General features: G+C 70.6%; 18 protein-coding genes. 9 read left to right on the plus strand and 9 right to left on the minus strand.

All coding sequences use genetic code 11. The annotated features are described in order from the left end of the window. Window positions 1-36: 36 nt before the first annotated feature. The 3 genes from TR46_RS05425 to TR46_RS05435 are packed head-to-tail and all read right to left on the minus strand — an operon-like array spanning window position 37 to window position 2,728. Window positions 37-756, minus strand: coding sequence for a response regulator (locus tag TR46_RS05425; RefSeq protein ID WP_042394404.1), 720 nt, complete (start codon window positions 754-756; stop codon window positions 37-39). Continuing rightward, window positions 753-1,976 carry a sensor histidine kinase gene (locus TR46_RS05430; RefSeq protein WP_052432563.1) on the minus strand — a complete coding sequence of 408 codons (1,224 nt, stop codon included), beginning with the start codon at window positions 1,974-1,976 and terminating at the stop codon, window positions 753-755. The genes TR46_RS05425 and TR46_RS05430 overlap by 4 nt, the downstream gene beginning before the upstream one ends. Beyond that, window positions 1,970-2,728, minus strand: coding sequence for a class I SAM-dependent methyltransferase (locus TR46_RS05435; protein WP_236655209.1), 759 nt, complete (start codon window positions 2,726-2,728; stop codon window positions 1,970-1,972). The genes TR46_RS05430 and TR46_RS05435 overlap by 7 nt, the downstream gene beginning before the upstream one ends. Before the next feature lie 188 nt (window positions 2,729-2,916). On the opposite strand from TR46_RS05435, the gene TR46_RS05440 reads away from it, so the two are divergent. Then, window positions 2,917-3,738 carry a helix-turn-helix domain-containing protein gene (locus tag TR46_RS05440; protein ID WP_052432575.1) on the plus strand — a complete coding sequence of 274 codons (822 nt, stop codon included), beginning with the start codon at window positions 2,917-2,919 and terminating at the stop codon, window positions 3,736-3,738. A gap of 25 nt (window positions 3,739-3,763) precedes the next feature. Here TR46_RS05440 and TR46_RS05445 read toward each other — a convergent pair whose 3' ends face one another. Together TR46_RS05445 and TR46_RS05450 are read right to left on the minus strand one after the other, a co-directional pair. Next, on the minus strand, window positions 3,764-4,774 hold the full coding sequence (locus TR46_RS05445; protein WP_236655210.1) for a carbohydrate kinase family protein: 1,011 nt from the start codon (window positions 4,772-4,774) through the stop codon (window positions 3,764-3,766). Next, the gene (locus tag TR46_RS05450) at window positions 4,767-5,825 is read right to left on the minus strand and encodes a LacI family DNA-binding transcriptional regulator (RefSeq protein WP_042394406.1); all 1,059 of its coding nucleotides are present in this window, start codon (window positions 5,823-5,825) and stop codon (window positions 4,767-4,769) included. The genes TR46_RS05445 and TR46_RS05450 overlap by 8 nt, the downstream gene beginning before the upstream one ends. Window positions 5,826-5,973: 148 nt before the next feature. Between TR46_RS05450 and TR46_RS05455 the strand changes: the two genes are divergently transcribed. From TR46_RS05455 to TR46_RS05475, 5 genes are all read left to right on the plus strand, one after another. Further along, window positions 5,974-7,104 carry a substrate-binding domain-containing protein gene (locus TR46_RS05455; RefSeq protein ID WP_042394409.1) on the plus strand — a complete coding sequence of 377 codons (1,131 nt, stop codon included), beginning with the start codon at window positions 5,974-5,976 and terminating at the stop codon, window positions 7,102-7,104. 237 nt (window positions 7,105-7,341) lie between these two features. Continuing rightward, window positions 7,342-8,376, plus strand: a complete 1,035-nt coding sequence (locus tag TR46_RS05460; protein ID WP_042394412.1) for an ABC transporter permease — start codon at window positions 7,342-7,344, stop codon at window positions 8,374-8,376. Further along, window positions 8,373-9,149, plus strand: a complete 777-nt coding sequence (locus TR46_RS05465; protein WP_042394415.1) for an ATP-binding cassette domain-containing protein — start codon at window positions 8,373-8,375, stop codon at window positions 9,147-9,149. The genes TR46_RS05460 and TR46_RS05465 overlap by 4 nt, the downstream gene beginning before the upstream one ends. A 100-nt stretch (window positions 9,150-9,249) precedes the next feature. Continuing rightward, the gene (locus TR46_RS05470; protein WP_042394418.1) at window positions 9,250-10,260 is read left to right on the plus strand and encodes an aldose 1-epimerase; all 1,011 of its coding nucleotides are present in this window, start codon (window positions 9,250-9,252) and stop codon (window positions 10,258-10,260) included. A 116-nt stretch (window positions 10,261-10,376) separates the two neighbouring features. Beyond that, complete coding sequence (locus TR46_RS05475) at window positions 10,377-12,932, plus strand: glycoside hydrolase family 32 protein (protein WP_042394420.1); 2,556 nt, start codon at window positions 10,377-10,379, stop codon at window positions 12,930-12,932. Window positions 12,933-13,079: 147 nt separating this feature from the next. Here the strand turns inward: TR46_RS05475 and TR46_RS05480 are convergent, their stop codons facing one another. The 4 genes from TR46_RS05480 to TR46_RS42090 all read right to left on the minus strand — a co-directional run bounded on the left by TR46_RS05480 (window position 13,080) and on the right by TR46_RS42090 (window position 16,301). Further along, complete coding sequence (locus TR46_RS05480; RefSeq protein WP_042394422.1) at window positions 13,080-13,679, minus strand: cation diffusion facilitator family transporter; 600 nt, start codon at window positions 13,677-13,679, stop codon at window positions 13,080-13,082. Between the two features lie 156 nt (window positions 13,680-13,835). Then, window positions 13,836-14,918, minus strand: coding sequence for a sialidase family protein (locus TR46_RS42080; protein ID WP_052432565.1), 1,083 nt, complete (start codon window positions 14,916-14,918; stop codon window positions 13,836-13,838). Beyond that, a complete protein-coding gene (locus TR46_RS42085) occupies window positions 14,915-16,075 on the minus strand; it encodes a hypothetical protein (RefSeq protein WP_052432566.1) in 1,161 nt (386 codons plus the stop codon). The genes TR46_RS42080 and TR46_RS42085 overlap by 4 nt, the downstream gene beginning before the upstream one ends. Before the next feature lie 76 nt (window positions 16,076-16,151). After that, complete coding sequence (locus tag TR46_RS42090; RefSeq protein WP_161790088.1) at window positions 16,152-16,301, minus strand: hypothetical protein; 150 nt, start codon at window positions 16,299-16,301, stop codon at window positions 16,152-16,154. Window positions 16,302-16,964: 663 nt separating this feature from the next. Here TR46_RS42090 and TR46_RS05495 point away from each other — a divergent pair. The 3 genes from TR46_RS05495 (at window position 16,965) to TR46_RS05505 (ending at window position 19,700) form a co-directional block, all read left to right on the plus strand. Next, on the plus strand, window positions 16,965-17,303 hold the full coding sequence (locus tag TR46_RS05495) for a hypothetical protein (RefSeq protein ID WP_152626307.1): 339 nt from the start codon (window positions 16,965-16,967) through the stop codon (window positions 17,301-17,303). A 134-nt stretch (window positions 17,304-17,437) separates the two neighbouring features. Further along, window positions 17,438-17,818, plus strand: a complete 381-nt coding sequence (locus TR46_RS05500; protein WP_042394428.1) for a VOC family protein — start codon at window positions 17,438-17,440, stop codon at window positions 17,816-17,818. Window positions 17,819-18,092: 274 nt separating this feature from the next. Next, window positions 18,093-19,700: an alpha/beta hydrolase gene (locus TR46_RS05505; RefSeq protein WP_042394431.1), complete on the plus strand. Its 1,608-nt coding sequence runs from the start codon at window positions 18,093-18,095 to the stop codon at window positions 19,698-19,700. The last annotated feature ends 156 nt before the right edge of the window (window positions 19,701-19,856 follow it).

A 19,856-nucleotide genomic window follows, 5' to 3' on the forward strand; every position in this document is an offset into this window, starting at 1 on the left:
CTCGCGGAAGTCCTCGCCTCGCGGTGCCGCGGTGGCTCACGGACGGGGTCGCGGCGCCCCGGCCAGGCCGGTCTGGTAGGCAAGAACCACGAGTTGGGCGCGGTCCCGGGCACCGAGCTTGGTCATGGCGTGGTTGACGTGGGTCTTGACGGTGAGCGGGCTGACCGTCAACTGGCAGGCGATCTCAGCGTTGGACATGCCGTCGGCGACCAGGGCCGCCACCTGTCGCTCGCGGTCGGTGAGGGCGGCGAGCACAGGTGAGGGACGGACCGGCTCGCTGTCGCGCAGCGTGAGGAACCGGGTGATCAGGCCCCGGGTGGCGGACGGCGAAAGCAGCGCGTCGCCGCGGGCGACCGTGCGGATCGCCTCGATCAGGACCTCCGGGCGGGCGCCTTTGCCGAGGTACCCGCTGGCGCCCGACCGCAGCGCCTCGAAGACGTACTCGTCGACCTCGAACGTCGTCAGGATCAGCACCCGCACTGCGGCGAGGCTCTCGTCGGCGGCCATCCGCCGGGTCGCGGCCAGCCCGTCCATGCCGGGCATCCGAATGTCCATCAGGACGACGTCGGGGCGTGCCTCGCGGGCGAGCCGGACCGCGCCCAGGCCGGTGCCCGCTTCGCCCACGACGGCCAGTCCCGGCGCCCGTTCGATCATCAACCGCAGGCCCGCGCGGACGAGTTCCTGGTCGTCGGCGAGGACCACCCGGGTCGGCGCCGCGGCGGCGGACGCCGACAAGGCGGTCGCGGTCCCGTTCATGAGCCCTCGATCCCGGGCGCTCGCAGCGGAAGCTCGGCGAAGACGCGGTAGCCCCCCTCAGGACGGGGTCCGGCAGCCAGACGTCCGCCCACGGCGGCCACCCGCTCCCGCATGCCCACGAGGCCGTGCCCACCAGGTGTGCGGCCGGCCGGTGCGCGGCCTGCGGGCGTGGGACGGCTGTCCCACGCAGCCTGGTCGCCCTTGTCCTCGACCGCCAACCTGAGCGCCCCGGGGGCGTATCCGAGCCGCACCACCGCCGTGTCGCAGCCGGCGTGCTTGCGGGTGTTGGTCAGTGACTCCTGGATGACCCGGTAGGCGGTGAGCTCCACCGCCTCGGGCAACGGCCTGGCATCGCCGGTCACCTCGCGGGTGACCCGCAGCCCCGCACCGGCGAACGAGCAGAACAGTTCACCGAGAAGGTCCAGAGCCGGCACCGGCTCCGCCGGGGTGGCCGGCTCGGCCGCGCCCGGGGCGCGCAGCAGGCCGACGGTCAGCCGCAGTTCGTCGAGGGCCTCCTCGCTCGCCTGCTGGATATGTGCGACCGACTCCTTGGCCTGGGACCGGTCCTCGTCGTCGAGCAGACAGGCCAGCGCCCCGGCCTGCACGCTGATCAGGGCGACATGGTGGCCGACGGCGTCGTGCAGCTCCCGTGCGATGCGCAGCCGTTCCTCGGCGACACGGCGGCCCGCCTCCCCCTCCCTGGCCAACTCGGCGCGTCTGACCCGCTCCTCGGCCTCGGCGACGTAGGCGCGGTGGCTGCGGGCGGCGCTGCCGGTGGTGACGGCCAGGGCCGCCCACAGCACGATGACCATGCCCGTGATCCCGGGATGGGTGATGAGCGAGCCGGCGAGCAGCGTCGCCTTGACACCGACGCCGACCGCGAGCGCCCGGGCCGGCGGGGCCTCCAGCGCGACCCAGTACAGCGCGCCGAACAGCGCCAGCATGGTCAGCGGGTAGGCCATCCCGTCGGCCATCAGCACGACCGACCCGATGACGGCGACCGCCGTGGCGCCCAGCGGGAACCGCCTGCGCACCAGCAGCACCGCGTAGACCGCGACGGTGACCAGCCAGCTCAGCGGCTGGTGCGAACCCAGCGCGTGCCGGACAGCCGTGGGGATCGTCGCAAGCGTGAACAGCGCCGTCGAGGCCAGCGACGAGAGCGGCAGCAGCTGCTGTCTGGCCGTCAGCCTGCTCCAGGGAACCGCGGCCGCAGTCAGCAAGGCTCCGTGCCTTCCGGCCGCGGCTCCTTGACGACATGCAGCAGCGTGATGCCGAGCCACGGACCGCCGTACCAGTAGCCCGCCCCGAGCGGGCGCAGCGTTCCCTGCCCGAGGTGGTCGGCATACTGCCGGGCGATCCACCAGGGGTCCGCGATGAGCAGTTGCCCGCCCGGGCGCAGCACCCGCACGGCCTCGTCGACCGCGCGGTGGCGTCCCTCGCGCGACGGGATGTTGTGGATGGCCATCGCGCTCGTCACGATGTCGAACGTGCCGTCCTCGAACGGGAGTGAGGTCATGTCGCCGGTGTGCACCTCCACCCGGTCGGCGACTCCGGCAGCGGCGGCGTTGGCGAGGGTGACGGCGGGACCGTTGCCGCTCTGGTCCTTTCGGGACCACAGATCCACGCCGTCGGCCCGCCCCGCCGGTACCCGCCTGGCCGCCTCGACCAGAACCGCACCGCGACCGCAGCCCAGGTCCAGCAGGTGCTCGTCACCCTTCAGACCGATCCGGTCCAGTTCCTGCTTCCAGATGCGCAGCTTGCCGCGCAGCGTGGTGTGCAGGTAGACGCCGGTGGACGCGAGCAGCAGCGTTCCCACGGCTGCCGCCCGGATCCGTCCCCGCCGCCACCGGGCGGCGGCCAGGCAGCTCGCCGCCCCGGCGGCAGCGGTGACAGCCGGGAACGCCGGCGCGTCAACACCGTAGCGAGGCCGTTGAAGCGGCAGGACCGGGGAGGACATCGGGTTCTTGGACACACCCGCAGCGTCACAGGCGTGACGTCCCGGCGTCTTGAAGAAATGTTCCCCTCCAGAGCGGTACCGGCCGTTGTGGGACGGACTTTGGCCGGCTCACGTATCATCGGACGGTGCGGAGCTTCGTGCGCGGTACGGCTGTGTGGGGCGTCGAGTGCCCGCAGCGGCCCAGCCAGGTGGCCGGTGTCACCATGGCCGGATTCCGTATCCCCGACCTGAACGAGCTCCGTATCGTCCCGCACCCGGCTGTGACCGTGCTCATGGATTTCGGCACCGGCCCGCCCGTCCTCGACGGTGCCGCCGGGCGGCAGCAGCGGGGAAGCATGGTCGCCGGGCCCGGGTTCGGATCCGGCGGCGCGGTCCGCGTGCGCGGAGAGAACGTCGAGTGCCTGCAGGTGCGCCTGTCCCCACTGGTCGCACGCGCCGTTCTGGGCGCCTCCCCCGCCGAGCTCGACGGCGCCGTCGTGTCCCTGGACGACCTGTGGGGGCGGGAGGCGTCCCGGATCCGCGAGCGACTGGGCGACGCCTCGTCCTGGCAGGAGCGCTTCGCGCTGACGGACGCGCTGCTCGCCCGTCGGTACTCGGCAGCACCGCCGGTGGACCCGGAGGTCGCCTGGGCCTGGCACCGGATCATCGGCAGCCGTGGCCTGGCCCGGGTCGACGCACTCGCGAGCGAGGTCGAGTGGAGCCGTAAGCGCCTCTGGTCCCGGTTCCGGTCCCAGCTCGGCCTGCCGCCCAAGCGCGCCGTGACGCTGGTCCGCTTCGACCACGCCGCCCACCGCCTGGTCGCGGGTGAAGCCGCGGCCCGGGTCGCGGCCGACGCCGGCTACGCCGACCAGTCCCACCTGCATCGCGACATCAGGACGTTCACCGGGGCGACCCCCGCGACCGTGGCCGACGAGCTGTTCCTCGCCGTCGACGACCTCGCATGGCCGCGCGGCGGAGGGCGAGTGACCAGGAACTGTGCGACGTTCAGCAGGTCTGCTCGCCCGCCCGCGCGAGCATCTCGTTGACGGCGAACAAGGGTTCCCTGTGGTTTCAAGGGTGCCGTGCGAACCGCAGGTGGGCGGCTTCGAGTGGGGCGTGGGCTGGGAGTTGGGGGCGGGGGGTCGCGGTGGGCGGGTCGGCTCCGGTGCGTTCGCAGGTCAGCGCGGAGACCAGGATCGCGTCGTCGAGTGCGGCGGCCAGCTCGTCTTCGGCGGCATCGGCGAGTTGCGCGGGGGCGTGCAGGTCGCGGCGGATCAGGGCGCTGAGCAGTCCCGCGGTGAAGGCGTCGCCGGCGCCGACGGTGTCGACGACTGCGGCTTTGCGACCGGGCCGGACCAGCGGTGGGCTGTCCGGTCGGAACGCGCGGGCGCCCTCGGCGCCGTCGGTGATGACGACCAGGAGCGCGCCCAGGGTGAGCCACCGCGTGGCGGCCTGTTCCAGGCCGCCGGGGTAGAGCCACTCGACGTCCTCACGGCTTGCTTTGACCAGGTGCGCGTCGGCGACGGTCCGTTCGATCAGTGGACGCGCGATGTCTGCGTCACCCAGGAGCGCGGGGCGGACGTTGGGGTCGTAGCTGATGAGCACGTGCCCGCCGCTGCGCAGCCGGGAGGTGGCGGTGTGGATGTGCTGGTCCCCGGGCGGGGTCCAGGAGGCGACGGAGCCGAGGTGGAGTACGGCGGTGGCTGCGGGGATGCGGGCGGTCTCGGCTTGGGTCCACTGCCAGTCGGCTGTGCCCTGGTGGTAGAAGTCGTAACTGGCCTGGGCCTCGGCGTCCAGCGACACGACAGCGAGGGTGGTGGGCTCGGCGGCGTGCGGGGCGCTCCGGAGGTCGATGCCCTCCCGGTCCGCGTGGTTGCGCAGGATTCGGCCGAAGGCGTTGTCGGCCAGCCGTGCCATCATCGCCGTGCGCTGGCCCAGGCGTGCCAGGCCGACGGCGACGTTGAACGGGCTGCCCCCGGGGCGGGCTTGGAACCGGTCGGGGCCGCCCTGGGGGACGAGGTCGATGAGGGCCTCGCCGATCACGGTGACCAGCGGCTGCGGGACGGGCTGCGGTTCAGGCACGGAGCGGCTCTCCCAGCGGAATCTCGCCCGAGCCCCGCGTGATCAGGCGGGTGGGAACGGTGGTGGTGGCGGTGGGTGACTGGTCGCCGTCGAGCCTGCGGAACAGCGCGTGCGCGGCGAGACGGCCGATCGCCTCGATGTCCTGGGCCATGACCGAGATGCCGGGCCGGAGCATGTCGGCCAGCGGGAAGTCGTCGAACCCGACCATGGCGACCCTGTTCTCCAGGGCCAGGTCGCGCAGTGCCCGGCTGGCGCCGATGGTGACCAGGTTCTGGCTGGTGAACAGCGCGGTCGGCGGATCGGACAGGGCCATCAGGTGCCGTGCGGCCTCGATGGCGCCCTGTTCGGTGACCAGCCCCTGCTGGATGAGCGTGCGGTCGGCCGTGACCTGGGCCAGTTCCAGCGCGTGCAGGTAGCCGTCCAACCGCTGGGCGGCGGTGGGGATCGACGCCTGGTCCCCCAGGAAGGCGATGCGCCGGTGGCCGGCCTCCATGAGGTGCCTGACCGCCGTCACCGCGCCCTGACGGTTGTCGGAGACCACCACGTCGGCGTCCAGCAGCTTCGGCTCGCGGTCCACGAACACCAGGCAGGTGCCGGCCCGCTGCTCGGCGATGAGGTAGCTCTGGTCGCGGCCCGCGGGCACGATGACCAGTCCGTCGACACGGCGGTCGATCAGCGCGAGGGCCAGTTCGCGTTCGCGGTCCGGGTCCTCGTCCAGGCTGCCGATCAGGACCAGGACGCCGCGTTCGCGCGCGATGTTCTCCACGGTCCGGATGAGGGCCGCGGAGTAGGGGTTGGCGGCGTCCTCGACCAGCATGCCGATCGTGGCGGTGCGGCCGTCCCCGCGCCGCAGGTTACTGGCCGTCAGATTCGGCCGGTAGCCGAGCTTCTCCGCGGCCTCGCGCACCCGGGCGGCCATCTGCGGGTCGACCGTGCTCACCCCGTTGACCACCCGCGACACGGTCTTGGGGGCCACTCCCGCGAGCCTGGCGACCTCCCGCATCGTGGGGCGGCCCGGCCGTCTCGACTGCCCTGGTTCGCCCTGAGGCATCGTTGTCTCCCATGAATCCTGCGTTACCGACTCGTTGCCTGGACACTTCGATCTGTGTCTTGACTCACTTTTGCATGGCGGTCACTCTGATGTCGAGACCACGTTGTCTCACCGTGTCGGGTCGCGATGGTTCGGAAAGGTTTCTGAGATGCACATCTCGATACGCAGCGCGGCAGCGGCGTCGCACGACCGTTCGCGCCGCCCCCAGCTCGCCTCGGCGGGCCTGGTCGTCTGTCTTGCGGCGTCACTCGCGGCCTGCAGTTCCTCCAGCGGCACCACCGCCACCGGGGGCTCGGCGTCCGGCGGCGGCGCCAAGGTCGGGGTCGCGTTGATCCTCAAGACGCTGTCCAACCCGTACTTCGTCTCCATGGAGAAGGACGCCAAGACCGAGGCGGCCAAGGACAACGTGAGCCTGACCGTGGCGGCCGGCAACACCGACGGCGACACCCAGACCCAGATCAGCGCGATCGACACCGCGATCTCCCGCGGCGACAAGGGCATCCTGATCACCACCAACGGGGACGCCGTCAACGCGGCGCTGAACCAGGCCAAGCAGGCCGGCCTGTTCGTCATCGCGCTGGACACCGCGACCAACCCCGCCACCGTCGCGGACATCACCTACGCGACCGACAACACCCAGGCCGGCAAGCTCGACGGCCAGTACGCCGCAACCGCGCTGGGCGGCAAGCCGGCGGACATAGCCATGCTCGACCTGTTCAACAACCAGGTCGTGTCGGTCGACATCAACCGCGACCACGGGTTCCTGCAGGGCATGGGCATCGACCCGGGCAGCACCACCCAGAACGCCAAGGAATCCAAGACCGGGAAGTACTCCGGCGGCACCTACACCGTCGCCTGCCACCAGCCGACCCAGGGCGCCATCGACGGCGGCCGCACCGCGATGGAGAACTGCCTGTCGGCCGACCCGAACATCAACGTCGTGTACGCGATCAACGAACCCGCGGCCGAAGGCGCCTACGCGGCCCTCAAGGCCGCAGGCAAGACCGACGTCCCGGTCTACGCCATCGACGGCAGCTGCGCCGGCCTCAAGCTGGTCGCCAGCGGCGAGTTGGCCGCCGACGCCGTGCAGTACCCCGGCAAGATGGCCAGCCTGGGCGTGGACGCGATCGCCAAGCTGGCCCGGGGCGGCTCCAAGCCCGCGGTGACCTCGGGCAAGGACTTCTACGACACCGGTACCGCGTTGGCCGCCACGAAGCCGCAGACCGGAGTCACCATCGAGTCCCCCGACCAGGCCGCAGGCGCCTGCTGGGGCAACTAGCCCCGCAGCTGCGGCCCCCGGACCAGGTGCGCCGACGGGCGCCCATCGACCCGACCCTCGTCGGCGCACCTGCACCCCCCGGACGATCCGCGCCACCCGCGCCACCCGCGGACCAGCGATTCCGGCACACCTGTACAGCCGTCAGCCACGGGTCGACATCTCCTCTCAGCAGCGCACCCCGCAGGTCCACCACGAATCAGAACGCCGCCGGCCCACGTCGGCGGCGAAGGGATCCAGATGACCGCCCACGTGGACAGCCACGCCGCACCGACATCGGCGGAGGACTTCCTCAACCGCCGCGCCACCCTGAGCCAGCGCATCCACACCGTGCTGCACCGCCAGCCCGCACTGAGCCCGGCCATCGTCCTGGTCCTCGCCGGCGCCGTGTTCGCCCTCCTCAACAGCCGCTTCTACCAGCTGGGGAACCTGTCGCTGGTCGCGCAGCAGGTCGCCGTCGTCGGCTCCCTGGCGGTGGGCCAGACCCTGGTGATCCTCACCGCCGGCATCGACCTGTCCATCGGCGCGGTCATGGTGCTCTCCTCCCTGGTCATGTCGAAACTCGCGTTCGACCACGGCGTGCCGGGCGTGCTCGCCCTGCTGATCGGCGCAGCCCTGGCGGTGGCGGCCCAGGCCGTGAACGGGCTGCTGGTCACCCGCATCAAACTCCCCCCTTTCATCGTGACGCTGGGCACCTTGAGCATCTTCACCGCCGCCACGCTGATCTTCGCCAAGGGCCAGACCGTAGCCCTGCCCCCCGGCGCGTTCCTGCTGTGGAGCTCGCAGACGATCTCGCTGGGCTCACTGCACCTGACCACCGGGGTCCTGCTCATGATCGCCCTCTATGCGGTGATCGGCTTCGCCCTGCGCTACACCGCCTGGGGCCGGCACCTGTACGCGGTGGGCGACGACGTCGAGGCATCCCGGCTGGCCGGGATCTCCGTCAACCGCGTACTGCTGAGCGCCTACATGGTCGCCGGCCTGGCCATCGCCGTGGCCGCCTGGATCCTGGTGGGCCGCGTCGGCGGCGGCGACCCCAACAGCGGCATCAACGCCAACCTGGAGTCCATCACCGCCGTCGTCATCGGCGGCACCAGCCTGTTCGGAGGCCGCGGCGTCGTCCTCGGCTCACTCATCGGCGCCTGCATCGTCCAGGTCTTCGACAACGGCCTGGCGCTGGCCGGATTCGACCCCAACTACCAAGTGCTGGCCGTCGGCGTCCTGGTGATCGCCGCGGTCTCCGTCGACCAGTGGATCCGGAGCGTGAAGTCATGACCGCACCCGTGCTCGAAGCCAAGGGCCTCGTCAAACTCTTCGGCAGGGTCGTCGGCCTGAACGACGTCGACCTCACCCTGTACCCCGGTGAAGTCCTCGCCGTCATCGGAGACAACGGCGCCGGCAAGTCCACCCTGATCAAATGCCTGTCCGGAGCCATGGTCCCGGACGAGGGCAGCATCCTGGTCAACGGCTCAGCGGTCCACTTCAAAGGCCCCCAGGACGCCCGCGACGCTGGAATCGAGACGGTCTACCAGACCCTGGCAGTGGCCCCCGCCCTGGACATCGCCAGCAACCTCTTCCTGGCCCGCGAGATCCGCCGGAAGGGACCGCTGGGATCCGTGCTGCGCATGCTCGACACCAGCGCGATGAAGCAGCAGGCGACCGAGCACATCAACCGACTGGGCATCACCACCCTGCAGAACATCGGCCAGGCCGTGGAAACCCTGTCCGGCGGCCAGCGCCAGGCCGTCGCCGTCGCCAGGGCCGGCGCCTTCGGCGGCAAGGTCGTCATCCTCGACGAACCCACCGCCGCCCTCGGGGTCCGCGAGACCGGGCAGGTGCTCAAGCTCGTCAAGGACCTGCGCGACCAGGGTCTGGGCATCATCCTGATCAGCCACAACATGCCCAACGTCTTCGAAGTCGCCGACCGGATCCACATCCAACGCCTCGGCAGCTGCGCCGGCGTCATCACACCCAGGTCCCACTCGATGGAGGACGCGGTGGCCGTGATGACCGGAGCCAAGACCCTCACTCCCACGAGCGGGACATGAACGGCTGCGACCCGCTGCACGGGTTCCAGGACCTCCCGGAACCAGCGGGCGTCGGGCGCGCCGGCCGGGTGACCGGCGCGACACTCCCAGGAGCCTGACGGTGGTTCAGTTCAACGTCGAACACGACCGCATCGGCGCCGAGCCCACCGTGGTCGTCTCCGCGACGGACGGATCGACACGTCTGGTGATCGCATGCCGCGGCGCGACCCTGCTCAGCTGGCGGAGACGGCTGGGCGGCCATCCGGTGGAGCTCACCGACGGGTACCGCAGCGAGGCCGAACTCCAGGCCCAGGACGGTGTGCGCAACGGCCTCCTGGCCCCGTTCCCCAACCGGATCGCCGGGGGCCGCTACCGGTTCGAGGGCCGCGACCACGACCTGCAGCCGGGCCAGGAACACCCGCGCGAACCCGTCTACCACGGATTCGCCCGCACGGAGCCGTTCGACCTCGACCACGTGGAACCGACGGCCCACGGAGCCCGGCTGACCTTCCGCAGTACCGGGATCAGGCCCGGAAGGCATCCGGGCTACCCGTTCCCGCTCGACCTCCGAGTGGTCTACCTGATCGGTGCCGACGCGATCGGGATCGAGATCCGTGCGACCAACACCGGCGAAGTGCCGGCACCGTACGCGGCCGGCTGGCACCCCTACTTCCGCCTGGCGGCGACCATCGACACGCTGACCCTGCAGGTCCCCGCCGCGAGCGTCGTCCGCACCGACGACGCGCTGATCCCCCTCCATCCCCCGAACACCATGGCCGCGCTGGAACACCAGCCCGCGATGGACTTCCGTCAGCCCCGGACGCTCCGCGGCGCGGTCATCGACGCCTGCTTCAGCGACCTGCGGTTCGCTCCCGACGGACGGGCCGAGACCGTGCTGCGTGACCCGCTGACCGGAAGCGAACTGCGGATCTGGCAGGTCAGCGGCCATCTGCACGTGTTCACCGGCGACACCCTGGCCCGGGACCGGCGCCGGTCCATCGCCCTGGAGCCGGTCGAGACCCTCACCGACGCCTTCAACCGCGACGAGTACGCGTCGGCCATCCGCATCGAACCCGGCGAGGAGCGCCGTTTCCGCTTCGGCGTCCGCCACCTCCCGCCCGTCAGCGGATGACCCGGCGGCTCCGGCCCTGCCCCTACGTCAGGGAATCCGCCCGACGGTCGTCGGAGCTCTCAGCGTGGCCCGACCCAACCGACGTCCTGTTCAGCGACGAATAGGAAGGTACACCTGTGTCCACAACAACCCGCCGACGCCGCGCACTGCTCATCACCGCGGCGACCGCCCTCTGCGGGGCGGCACTGCTCAACACGTCACCGGCCGCAGCCGGCACCCCCTACAGCGAGACCTACCGCCCCCAGTTCCACTTCACCCCCGCCGGGAACTGGATGAACGACCCCAACGGTCTGATCTACGACAAGGGCCAGTACAACCTTTTCTACCAGTACAACCCGGACGGCAACACCTGGGGCAACATGTCCTGGGGCCACGCCGTGAGCACCGACCTGGTGCACTGGGAGCAGCTTCCGATCGCCATCCCGCAGGACGCCGACGAGATGGTCTTCTCCGGCAGCGTCGTGCGCGACCAGAACAACACCAGCGGCTTCGGCACCCGCTCCGATCCGCCGCTGGTCGCCGTGTACACGAGCTACCGCAAAGCGACCGGCATCCAGGAGCAGTCGCTGGCCTACAGCACCGACGACGGTCTGACCTGGAAGAAGTACGCCGACAATCCGGTACTCGACATCAACTCGCAGAACTTCCGCGATCCGAAGGTCTTGTGGTACGCCCCCGCGCACCGCTGGTTGATGACCGTCGCCCTCTCCGCGCAGCACCAGGTCTCGTTCTACAGCTCCACCGACCTCAAGTCCTGGACCCATCTGAGCGACTTCGGCCCGGCCGGGGCCACCGGCGGAGTCTGGGAGTGCCCGGACCTGTTCCCGCTGGAAGTCGACGGCAACCCCAAGGACGTCAAATGGGTGCTGGCCGTCGGCACCAACCCGGGATCCATCGCCGGCGGCTCCGGCGTGCAGTACTTCGTCGGCACCTTCAACGGCACCACCTTCGCCGCCGACGACCCGGCCGGCTACACGCCGCCGGCCGGCACCGTGCTGCAGGACTTCGAATCCGGCAGCTACGGCGACTGGACGGCGACGGGCACCGCCTTCGCCACCGCTCCCGCATCCGGCGCCCTGCCGGGTCAGTCCGCCGTCACCGGAAGCCAGGGAACCTACTTCGCCGACAGCTTCAACGGCGGCGACGCCTCCACCGGCACGCTGACCTCCCCGGCCTTCACCGTCACCAGCAACTACATCAACTTCAAGGTCGGCGGCGGCAGCCATGCGTACGTACCCGGCACGATCCTGGGCAACGAGCCGGTCCCGACCGGCGAACTGCTCGCCGACTTCGAGGGAGGCACGTACTCCAGCCCCATCGGCGACTGGACCAGCAGCGGCACCGCGTTCGGCACCGGACCGGCCCGAGGCACCCTGCCCGACCAGCAGCAGGTCACCGGCTACCTCGGCAACGGGCTGGTCAACAGCTACCTGGGCGGCGACACCTCCACCGGCACGCTGGCCTCGCCGGGCTTCACCATCGACAAGAAGTACCTCGACTTCCTGATCGGCGGCGGCGACCACTCCGCCGGCTCGGCGAACCCGACCGCGGTCGAACTCCTGGTCGGCGGCAAGGTGGTGCGCAGCGCCACCGGCTCCAACGACGAGCACCTGAACTGGGACTCCTGGGACCTGTCCGACCTGCAGGGGCAACAGGCCCAGATCGAGGTCGTCGACGACAACACCGGCGGCTGGGGCCACATCAACCTCGATCAGGCCGTCATGTCCGACACCCAGGCCGAACCCGTCTCCGCCGAGACCGGCGTGAACCTGATCGTCAACGGCCAGGTGGTGCAGAGCGCCACCGGCTCCAACTCCGAGAACCTGGACTGGGCTTCCTTCGACACCGCCGCCTACCGGGGCAAGCAGGCGCAGATCCAGATCGTCGACGACAACACCGGCGGCTGGGCCCACGTCCTGGCCGACGACTTCCAGACCTCCGACCAGCCGGCGGCCTCCGCCGTCCAGCGCGCGCACTGGATCGACTACGGCGAGGACTTCTACGCCTCCCAGACCTACAACGACGCTCCCGGCGGTCGCCGCATCATGATCGGCTGGATGAACAACTGGAACTACGGCGGCAACATCCCGACCAGCCCCTGGCGCAGCGCCGACACCTTCCCGCGTGAGCTGAGCCTGCGGACCGTCGACGGCACGGTCCAGCTGATCCAGCAACCGGTCGGCGAGCTGGCCGGCCTGCGCGGCACGGGCGTCCAGGTTCCCAGGACCGACGTCACGAACACGACCACGCCGCTCGGCGTGAACGGCAGCACCCTGGAGATCCAGGCCGGCCTCGAAGCGGGCAACGCCGGACAGTTCGGCCTGGACGTGCACACCGGCAGCGGCCAGCACACCCGGATCGGCTACGACACGACCACCGGCGAGGTCTACATCGACCGCACCGCCTCGGGCGTGGTCGATTTCGACCCCGCCTTTCCCGGCATCCACACCGCACCGCTCGCTCTCCACGGCGGAAGCCTCCACCTGCACATCCTCGTCGACACCTCCTCCGTCGAGGTGTACGCGCAGAACGCCGACGGCGAGCAGGTCGTCCTGACCGACCAGGTCTTCCCCGGCCCCTCAAGCACCGGGGTCGACGCCTTCGCCACCGGCGGCACCGCCACCGTCGCCGGCCTGCACGCCTGGCAGCTGAACTCCATCTGGAAGCAGTGACCGACCCGGTCGGGAATGGGCGGCACCCCGGTCCCGGACCGGGGTGCCGCCCATGTGCTCCTGCGCACCGACCCGGTGACCACCGGAAGCCGAGCCCGCTGCCCACGGATTCGTTCCGAGCGAGTGAAACGCGGGCTGCACAGGCCGTCAGTGGTCGCCGGAGAAGATCTCCTTCGCCTCGCGGACCGCGTAGAACACGACGACCAGCCCGGCGAGGGGATCGGCCCACCATGCGCCGAATGCCGAGTTCAGTACCAGGCCCAGCAGAACGGCGGCGGCCAGGATGCCGTCGACCATCGTGACCCGCCCCTCGGTCCTGAGCACGGGGTTGTCCAGGGCCGCTCCCGTTTTCGCCTTGCCGAGGGCCAGCGCGAACATCACCGCGGCGGTCACCGCCGTCCACACGATGCCCAGCGTCGAGTGACGCGCGTGGAAGCCCGCGGCCAGCACCACCGAGGACTGCACCAGCAGGTACAGCGCGAGTAGCACGAACGCGCCCCCGATCAGCCGCAGCGCCCGGCGCCGGCGGTCCTCCCCACTGCCGGATAGCTCCCAGACCACCACCGTCGACGCGCCGATCTCGATCAGCGAGTCCAGGCCGAAGCCCGCCAGTGCCACCGACTTCGCGGCGAGTGCGGCGACGGCCAGCACCACGATCCCGGCCACGTTCCAGCCGAGCGTTGCGTACTCCAGGGCGAAGCCGCGGCGGAGAAGGGCATCTCGGGAGGTCTCATTCAAGCTGCTCACTGCGGCATTTTCGCAGCCGTGGCCAGAGCCGCGGCACCCGGGCCGAAGAGTCCGACCGGCCGTTTCACGAACCGGCGAATCTGGTGCGGCCCCGGCGGTGGTCGCCGGCGCCGCACCTCACGCCCGGTCCGCTGGGGCCGGTCGCCGGGGCTGTTGTCAGTTGATCGGGACGGGCGGGCTGAGCCGGATGTGACTGGGGGTCGTGTACAGGACGGGGCCGGTGCTGGAGGGGATGGTTCCGGCGCGCAGTGCGAGGCCCCCGCTGACGGTGTACATGGCTTCGTCGAAGGCCTGGCCGTTGGTGGGCGCCTTGCCGACGGGGAACAGGCCGATGCTCTTTCCCGCGACCACCGAGGTGGAGATGTAGTCGCCGACCATCGGGCCCTGCGAGGTGGAGGCGATCTGGGCCAGCGTCATGGGTCCGGCCACGGTCTGGGCGGTGCTCCAGGTGGAGCCGCCGTTGGTGGAAGAGGTGAAGCCGACCTCCAGTTGGCAGGTGGCGGCGGTGCAGCTGTGGTTGGGGTAGAAGTAGTAGTACAGGCCCAGTTTGGCGGTGGCGCCGGAGGTGGTGGGGTCCACGCCCAGGCCGGGGGTGAAGTGGTCGGCACTGCTGGTGACCGCGTCGATGGGCACCCGCGTCACGGCGGTCCAACTGGTGCCGTTGGTGGTGGTGGAGTAGACGATGTCGTTGCTGGGGCAGCCGGAGCGGAAGCGGCAGTCCTGCCAGGCGACGTAGATCTTGCCGGCAGCGTCGATCTCCGCGGACGGCAGGCCGTCGCCGGCGCGCAGGCCGCCCGAGACGGTGGCCGAGGAGATGTTGGCGACCAGGACCGAGGAGCCCCAGGACGCTCCCCCGTTGGTGGAGCTGAAGGAGCGGATCGAGGAGCCGTCGGTGGAGAACGGGACCACGACGGTGCCGTTCGGTTGGACCAGGGGCTGGCCGCCGAGGCCGGAGTCGCCGCTGGCCGGGGAGGCGGGGGCGGACCAGGTCGCGCCGCCGTCGGTGGAGGTGGACATGATCTCCTGGTTGCCGCTGGAGGTGATGTCGGCCTCGATGTAGCAGTTGCCGTAGTGCGGGCTGGTGCTGGTGTTGTCGCAGGCGATCCATTCCTTGTCGTAGCCCTGGCCGTCGTTGCCGACCGCGAGTACGGGGTTCTGCCAGGTCAGGCCGTCGGCGGAGCGGCTGACGGTGACTCCTGCGCCGTTGACGTTGGCGTCCAGGACCAGTCCGACGATCATCCAGGTGCCGTGTTTGGCGTCGTAGCTGACCGATGCGTCCGAGACCCGGGCCCACGGGCCTGATCCCTGATAGGTGGTGATGCCGGGAAGCATGCCGTGCTGCCAGGTGGCGCCGCCGTCGGTCGAGGTGTTCCAGCTGATGTCGGAGGCTCCCCCGTCGTAGAACGGCCGACCTGGGAGGAGGACACGATGGTGCTGCCGTGGGCGAAGGTGTCGGGTTCGACCTCGGTGGCGTGCTGGCTGGTGGAGTTGGTGAACGGGTCGGTGCTGATCTGTACCAGGCTCGGTCCGCTGCCGTTGACGGTCAGGGTGAACGTGGTGGTGTGGGTGGCCGACGTCCCGGTGCCCGTGACGGTGATCGGATAGCTGCCGGCCGGGGTCGAGGCGGCGGTGCTCACGGTGAGGGTGGAGGAGGCGCCGGCGGTCACCGAGGCCGGATTGAAGGTCGCGGTCGCGCCGGTGGGCAGGCCGCTCGCCGAGAAGGCGACGGTCTGGGCCGCCCCCGAGGTGACGGCCGTGGTCAGCGTCGAGGCCGCCGAGGCGCCGGGGTTGACCGCCGCCGCTGCAGGGCTGTCGGTCAGTGAGAAGTCGTTGGTGGTGGTTCCGCCGGTCAGGGCGATGTCGTCGTACAGGGTGTAGGTCGGGTCGCCCGTGTAGTTGTCGTCCTTGCTGGTCAGTGTCAGCGTGTAGTTGTGGCCCGCGGTGACGGCCTTGCTGACCTGCTTCCAGCCGGAGTTGGCCACGCAGGTCTTGGCCAGCACCGTGGTCGTGGTCCCGGCGGTGGTGTCCGCCAGGGTGGCGGTGGCCCAGTCGTAGGTCACGGTGTCGGGGCAGGTGACGTCGTACCAGAAGGACAGCACCGGGCTGCCCGCGGGCGCGGTGAAGGACTGCGCGATCGAGGAAGCGCCGTTGGTCGGCGAGGAACTGCCGAGCTCGGCGGCGTAGGTTCCGCTGTGCGGGCCGCTGGTGGTGACGCCGGTGGCGGGTCCGGTGGCGGTCCAGCCGGAGAGGCTGCCGGTCTCGAAGCCGCCGTTGGTGATCGAGGTCGCTGCGGTGGCGGGGGTGGCCGCGACGGCGAGCCCCCCGGCGAGCAGGGCGGCGGTGGAGGCAGTGGAGGCGATGGCGCGCCACCAGCCCCGTGGGCGTAAGGACTTCATGGGGGACTCCTGACGTGGGTGGGCCACCGCATCTCGTGCGGCGGCCGACCGTTCGGTTGGATGATGTGGTGTCGGGTCAGTTCACGGTTACGTCGCCGTACGCGGTGCAGGTCGGCTCCACACAGGTCGTCGAGGTGGATCCGGCCGCGGCGTGCAGGGTGCGCAGCTGCGGGGAGGTGTCGTGGCGCACCGCCTTGCCGGAATCGACGGAGTGGTGCACGGACACCGCAGCGGTGGGGGCCAGACCGCGGGCAGCGAGGCGGGCAGGGCCGCGAGTGCGGCGACACGGCCTCGTCGGCGGAGGGAACGTGGCACTGAACATCCTTTCGGCGGCCGGGGATCACCCGGGAGGCAGAGGAGAAGGACGTTCGCGCAAGGTGCACGCGTGTTCGCAAGTCGTGAGTCTGGGCCAGGACATGACACGATGCAAGGGGAGTGACACCCCGGCGAGTGCGTGCGACCAAAGATTTGCACAGGAAGCGCACAGCATTTGATTTTCCGTCAGGTATCGACACGGCCGCGAGACCTCCGGGACCGGATCCGCTGGGCTCCACGCTCGGGGCCGCCCGCCGCGGATCCAGCCGTAGCGAGAAGGGGCAGGGAACCCCGGCCCCATCTGCCGCGTCCAAGGCATGAGCACTTCCGACCCATGTACTGAGGAGCCGAAATGACGCGCCGGTACCCACGTCTGGCAGCTGCTCTGCTCACCGCGCTGGCCCTTGGCGGTGCGGCGGCCTGCAGCTCCGGTTCCGGCGCCCCCACCGCTGCCGCTTCCGCACCACGGACCGCATCGGGAGCAGGCTCGGCGCCCGCGCCCTCGGCGACGACCGCATCGCCGTCCCCAACCGGCATGGGGTCCGCTCCCGCCACGCCCAGTACCGCTGCCCCCGTGACGGTGGCCCCGAGCGCGTCCTGTCTCAGCGGAGCGGTACGGGTGCTCTACCCGGGCGCGGACAATCCCCTGCGCACCGTCTGCGTCCACGTCGGGACCCAGATCACGATCACTCTCGACGCCGTGGCCTCCTACAAGTGGGCGCCCGTCACCAGCTCGGTCCCCGCCGTGGTGCTCATGCTGGGCAACCACGCGGCCGACGGCGGCACCCTGGTCGAGGTCGCCCGTGCCCAGGCGCCCGGAGCGGCCACCCTCACCTCCGCCGACACCTTCACCCCCGGCCCCCACGGACCGCCCTCACGGACGTGGCAGCTGACAGTCACCGTCGTGCCCTGACCACCGGAAGCGCGGAGATCCGTCGCGGAGCGTCAAGGGCGACCCGTACCGTCAGGTCCCCTACCGTCGGCGCGTTGACCGGCAGCACAGAAAACCGCATGACACCGGCTGACGGAGGCGCAGAGCATAGGCAGATGGCGCGACTTCATGACATCGTGTTCGACTGTGCTCACCCGGCGGCCACGGCTCGTTTCTGGGCCGCGACTCTTGACGGCTATACCGTCGCACCCTATGACGACGCGGAACTCGCACGCCTGCGCTCCCTTGGCATCACCCGTCCCGAGGACGACCCCACGGTACTCGTCGAGGCCGCAGACGGAGGACCTCGCCTGTGGTTCCAGCTTGTGCCAGAACCCAGAAGCGTGAAGAACCGCGTGCACGTGGACCTGCTCGCCGAGGACCCGGAGGCCGAGATCCGGCGTCTGACCGGTCTCGGCGCGACCGTCCAGGCCCGGCATTCCGACAACGTCGTCCTGGCCGATCCCGAGGGAAACGAGTTCTGCCTGTCGCTGTAGCCTGCGGCCCGCACAACCGCGTCATCCGTGGACGCGGACTTTGAGGAGGGCTTCGGCGCCGTCCAGACCCCATCGGGCCCAGGTGACGACGGCGTAGGCACACCGCGCCACCGAGGGGTCCCGGGCCGGCGGTCCGTCCTGTCGGCATCCCCCGAGCGAGCTACCTGCCTTTGTCCACTCTGCGGTGACGCGCGCCGCCGGTGGTCTCTTGTTGACTCGAACGGTCAGCACAACGGCACCAGCCAGGCCGACCAGCCGAGTTAAGGACATTCCCATGACCACGACACGCAGTTCCGCGATGCTCAGCTTCCCCGGCGGCCGCCGACTCGCCGCGGCGCTCCTGGTATCCACGTTGGCCGGAACGGCACTGGTCGCGTGTGGGTCCGAAGCCACCGGCGCGCAAACGGCCAAGGCCGCCGGTACGAGCGCCGCCGGGACCGCGACCAACGCGAAAATAGCCTGGGACCGATGCCCGGCGCCGGCCGCGGGCGTAACCCGCAACCCCCACCTGACCTGCGGGACGTTGAAGGTCCCGCTGGACTACCAGAACCCGCGCGGCAGGCAGATCGACGTGGAAGTCTCCCGGCTGTCCACCGCCACGCCCGGGAAGCGCCGCGGCGTCCTGGTGCTCAATCCCGGCGGGCCGGCCCTCGGCGGTCTGGACATGCCCGAGACCATGGCCGCCACACTGCCGAAGTCCGTACTGGAACGCTACGACCTGATCGGCTTCGACCCGCGCGGCGTCGAACACAGCACGCCGCAAAGCTGCGACCTGAAGGACCCCAGCGTGACCGGGCTCTTCCCCTACCCCGCCGCGGACGGCTCGATCACCAAGAACGTGGCCCTCGCCGAAGCCGACGCCACGCAGTGCGCCGACACCCAGGGCACGAACCTGCGCTACTACACCACCGCCGACACCGCCCGCGACCTGGACCGCATCCGCCAGGCGCTCGGCGAGAACAAGATCTCCTACTGGGGCCAGTCCTACGGCACCTACCTAGGCGCCGTCTACCGCACGCTCTTCCAGGACCACACCGACCGTATGGTCCTGGAAGGCAACGTCGACCCCACCAAGGTGTGGGCCGACCAGGTGGCGGACACCTGGGGCAAGGGCATGGCCGACCGGTTCCCCGACGCCGCCCGCGTCGCCGCGGCGCAGGACAGCACCCTCAAGCTGGGCAGCAGCGTCGCGGAGGTGACCCGCACCTACCTCGCCCTGGCCGACCGGCTCGACCGCACACCGGCAACCGTGCCCGGCACATCGGTGTCGCTGGACGGCGCGATGTTGCGGAACATCACCTACGCCCTGCTTCTGCACAACAGCACCCTTCCCGCGCTCGCCGAGTTCTGGCGGGCCACCGCCGACCTGGCCGACGGAAGGATGACGGCCGCCGACACCGCCGTCTTCAAGCAGGTGTTCGCCGACACACCCGGGTCGCCGGGTGTCCCGGCGGACAACCAGGCCACCATGTTCATGGCTATCACCTGCGGCGACGCCGAGTGGTCGCACGACGTCGCCGGCTACGCCTCCCGCACCGCCGCCGACCGCAAGGCGTGGCCGCTCACTGCGGGCATGCCCGCCGGCATCTGGGCATGCGCCTTCTGGAACAAGCCGGCCGAGGCGACCGTCACCGTGACGTCCGGCGGCCCGCGCAACACCCTGATCCTGCAGAACCGCCGTGACAACGCCACCCCGTGGGAGGGCGCCCTCGGGCTGCACAAGGCCCTCGGCCAGGGCTCCGCCTTCGTCGGCGTCGACAACGGCGGGCACTACGTCTACAACGAGGGATCCGCCTGCGCCGACAAGGCCACCGTCGGCTTCCTGGTCACCGGCCACCTGCCGGACAAGAACGTCTACTGCACCGATGTCACCCGGAAGTAACCGCGGGCACCGGGCCCGGAGCGGTTCCGACCGGGCCTCGGTGTCGTATGGTGCGGATCTCGAACAAGTCGTACCGAACGGGCGGCCCGGCGGGCGGATCACAGGCCGCAGTCCGTTCCTCATACCGCCCGGCGCCGGACGTACAGGATCATGGAA

The organism is Streptacidiphilus carbonis (assembly GCF_000787775.1).
In the GTDB taxonomy this organism is placed as follows: domain Bacteria; phylum Actinomycetota; class Actinomycetes; order Streptomycetales; family Streptomycetaceae; genus Streptacidiphilus; species Streptacidiphilus carbonis.

Excerpts from the sequence above, each read along its gene's own strand:
- TR46_RS05425 (WP_042394404.1), bottom strand. The coding sequence starts at position 756 with ATGAACGGGACCGCGACCGCCTTGTCGGCGTCCGCCGCCGCGGCGCCG.
- TR46_RS05440 (WP_052432575.1), top strand. The coding sequence starts at position 2,917 with ATGGCCGGATTCCGTATCCCCGACCTGAACGAGCTCCGTATCGTCCCG.
- TR46_RS05450 (WP_042394406.1), bottom strand. The coding sequence starts at position 5,825 with ATGCCTCAGGGCGAACCAGGGCAGTCGAGACGGCCGGGCCGCCCCACG.
- TR46_RS05455 (WP_042394409.1), top strand. The coding sequence starts at position 5,974 with ATGCACATCTCGATACGCAGCGCGGCAGCGGCGTCGCACGACCGTTCG.
- TR46_RS05460 (WP_042394412.1), top strand. The coding sequence starts at position 7,342 with ATGACCGCCCACGTGGACAGCCACGCCGCACCGACATCGGCGGAGGAC.
- TR46_RS05465 (WP_042394415.1), top strand. The coding sequence starts at position 8,373 with ATGACCGCACCCGTGCTCGAAGCCAAGGGCCTCGTCAAACTCTTCGGC.
- TR46_RS42080 (WP_052432565.1), bottom strand. The coding sequence starts at position 14,918 with ATGATCGTCGGACTGGTCCTGGACGCCAACGTCAACGGCGCAGGAGTC.
- TR46_RS42085 (WP_052432566.1), bottom strand. The coding sequence starts at position 16,075 with ATGAAGTCCTTACGCCCACGGGGCTGGTGGCGCGCCATCGCCTCCACT.
- TR46_RS05500 (WP_042394428.1), top strand. The coding sequence starts at position 17,438 with ATGGCGCGACTTCATGACATCGTGTTCGACTGTGCTCACCCGGCGGCC.
- TR46_RS05505 (WP_042394431.1), top strand. The coding sequence starts at position 18,093 with ATGACCACGACACGCAGTTCCGCGATGCTCAGCTTCCCCGGCGGCCGC.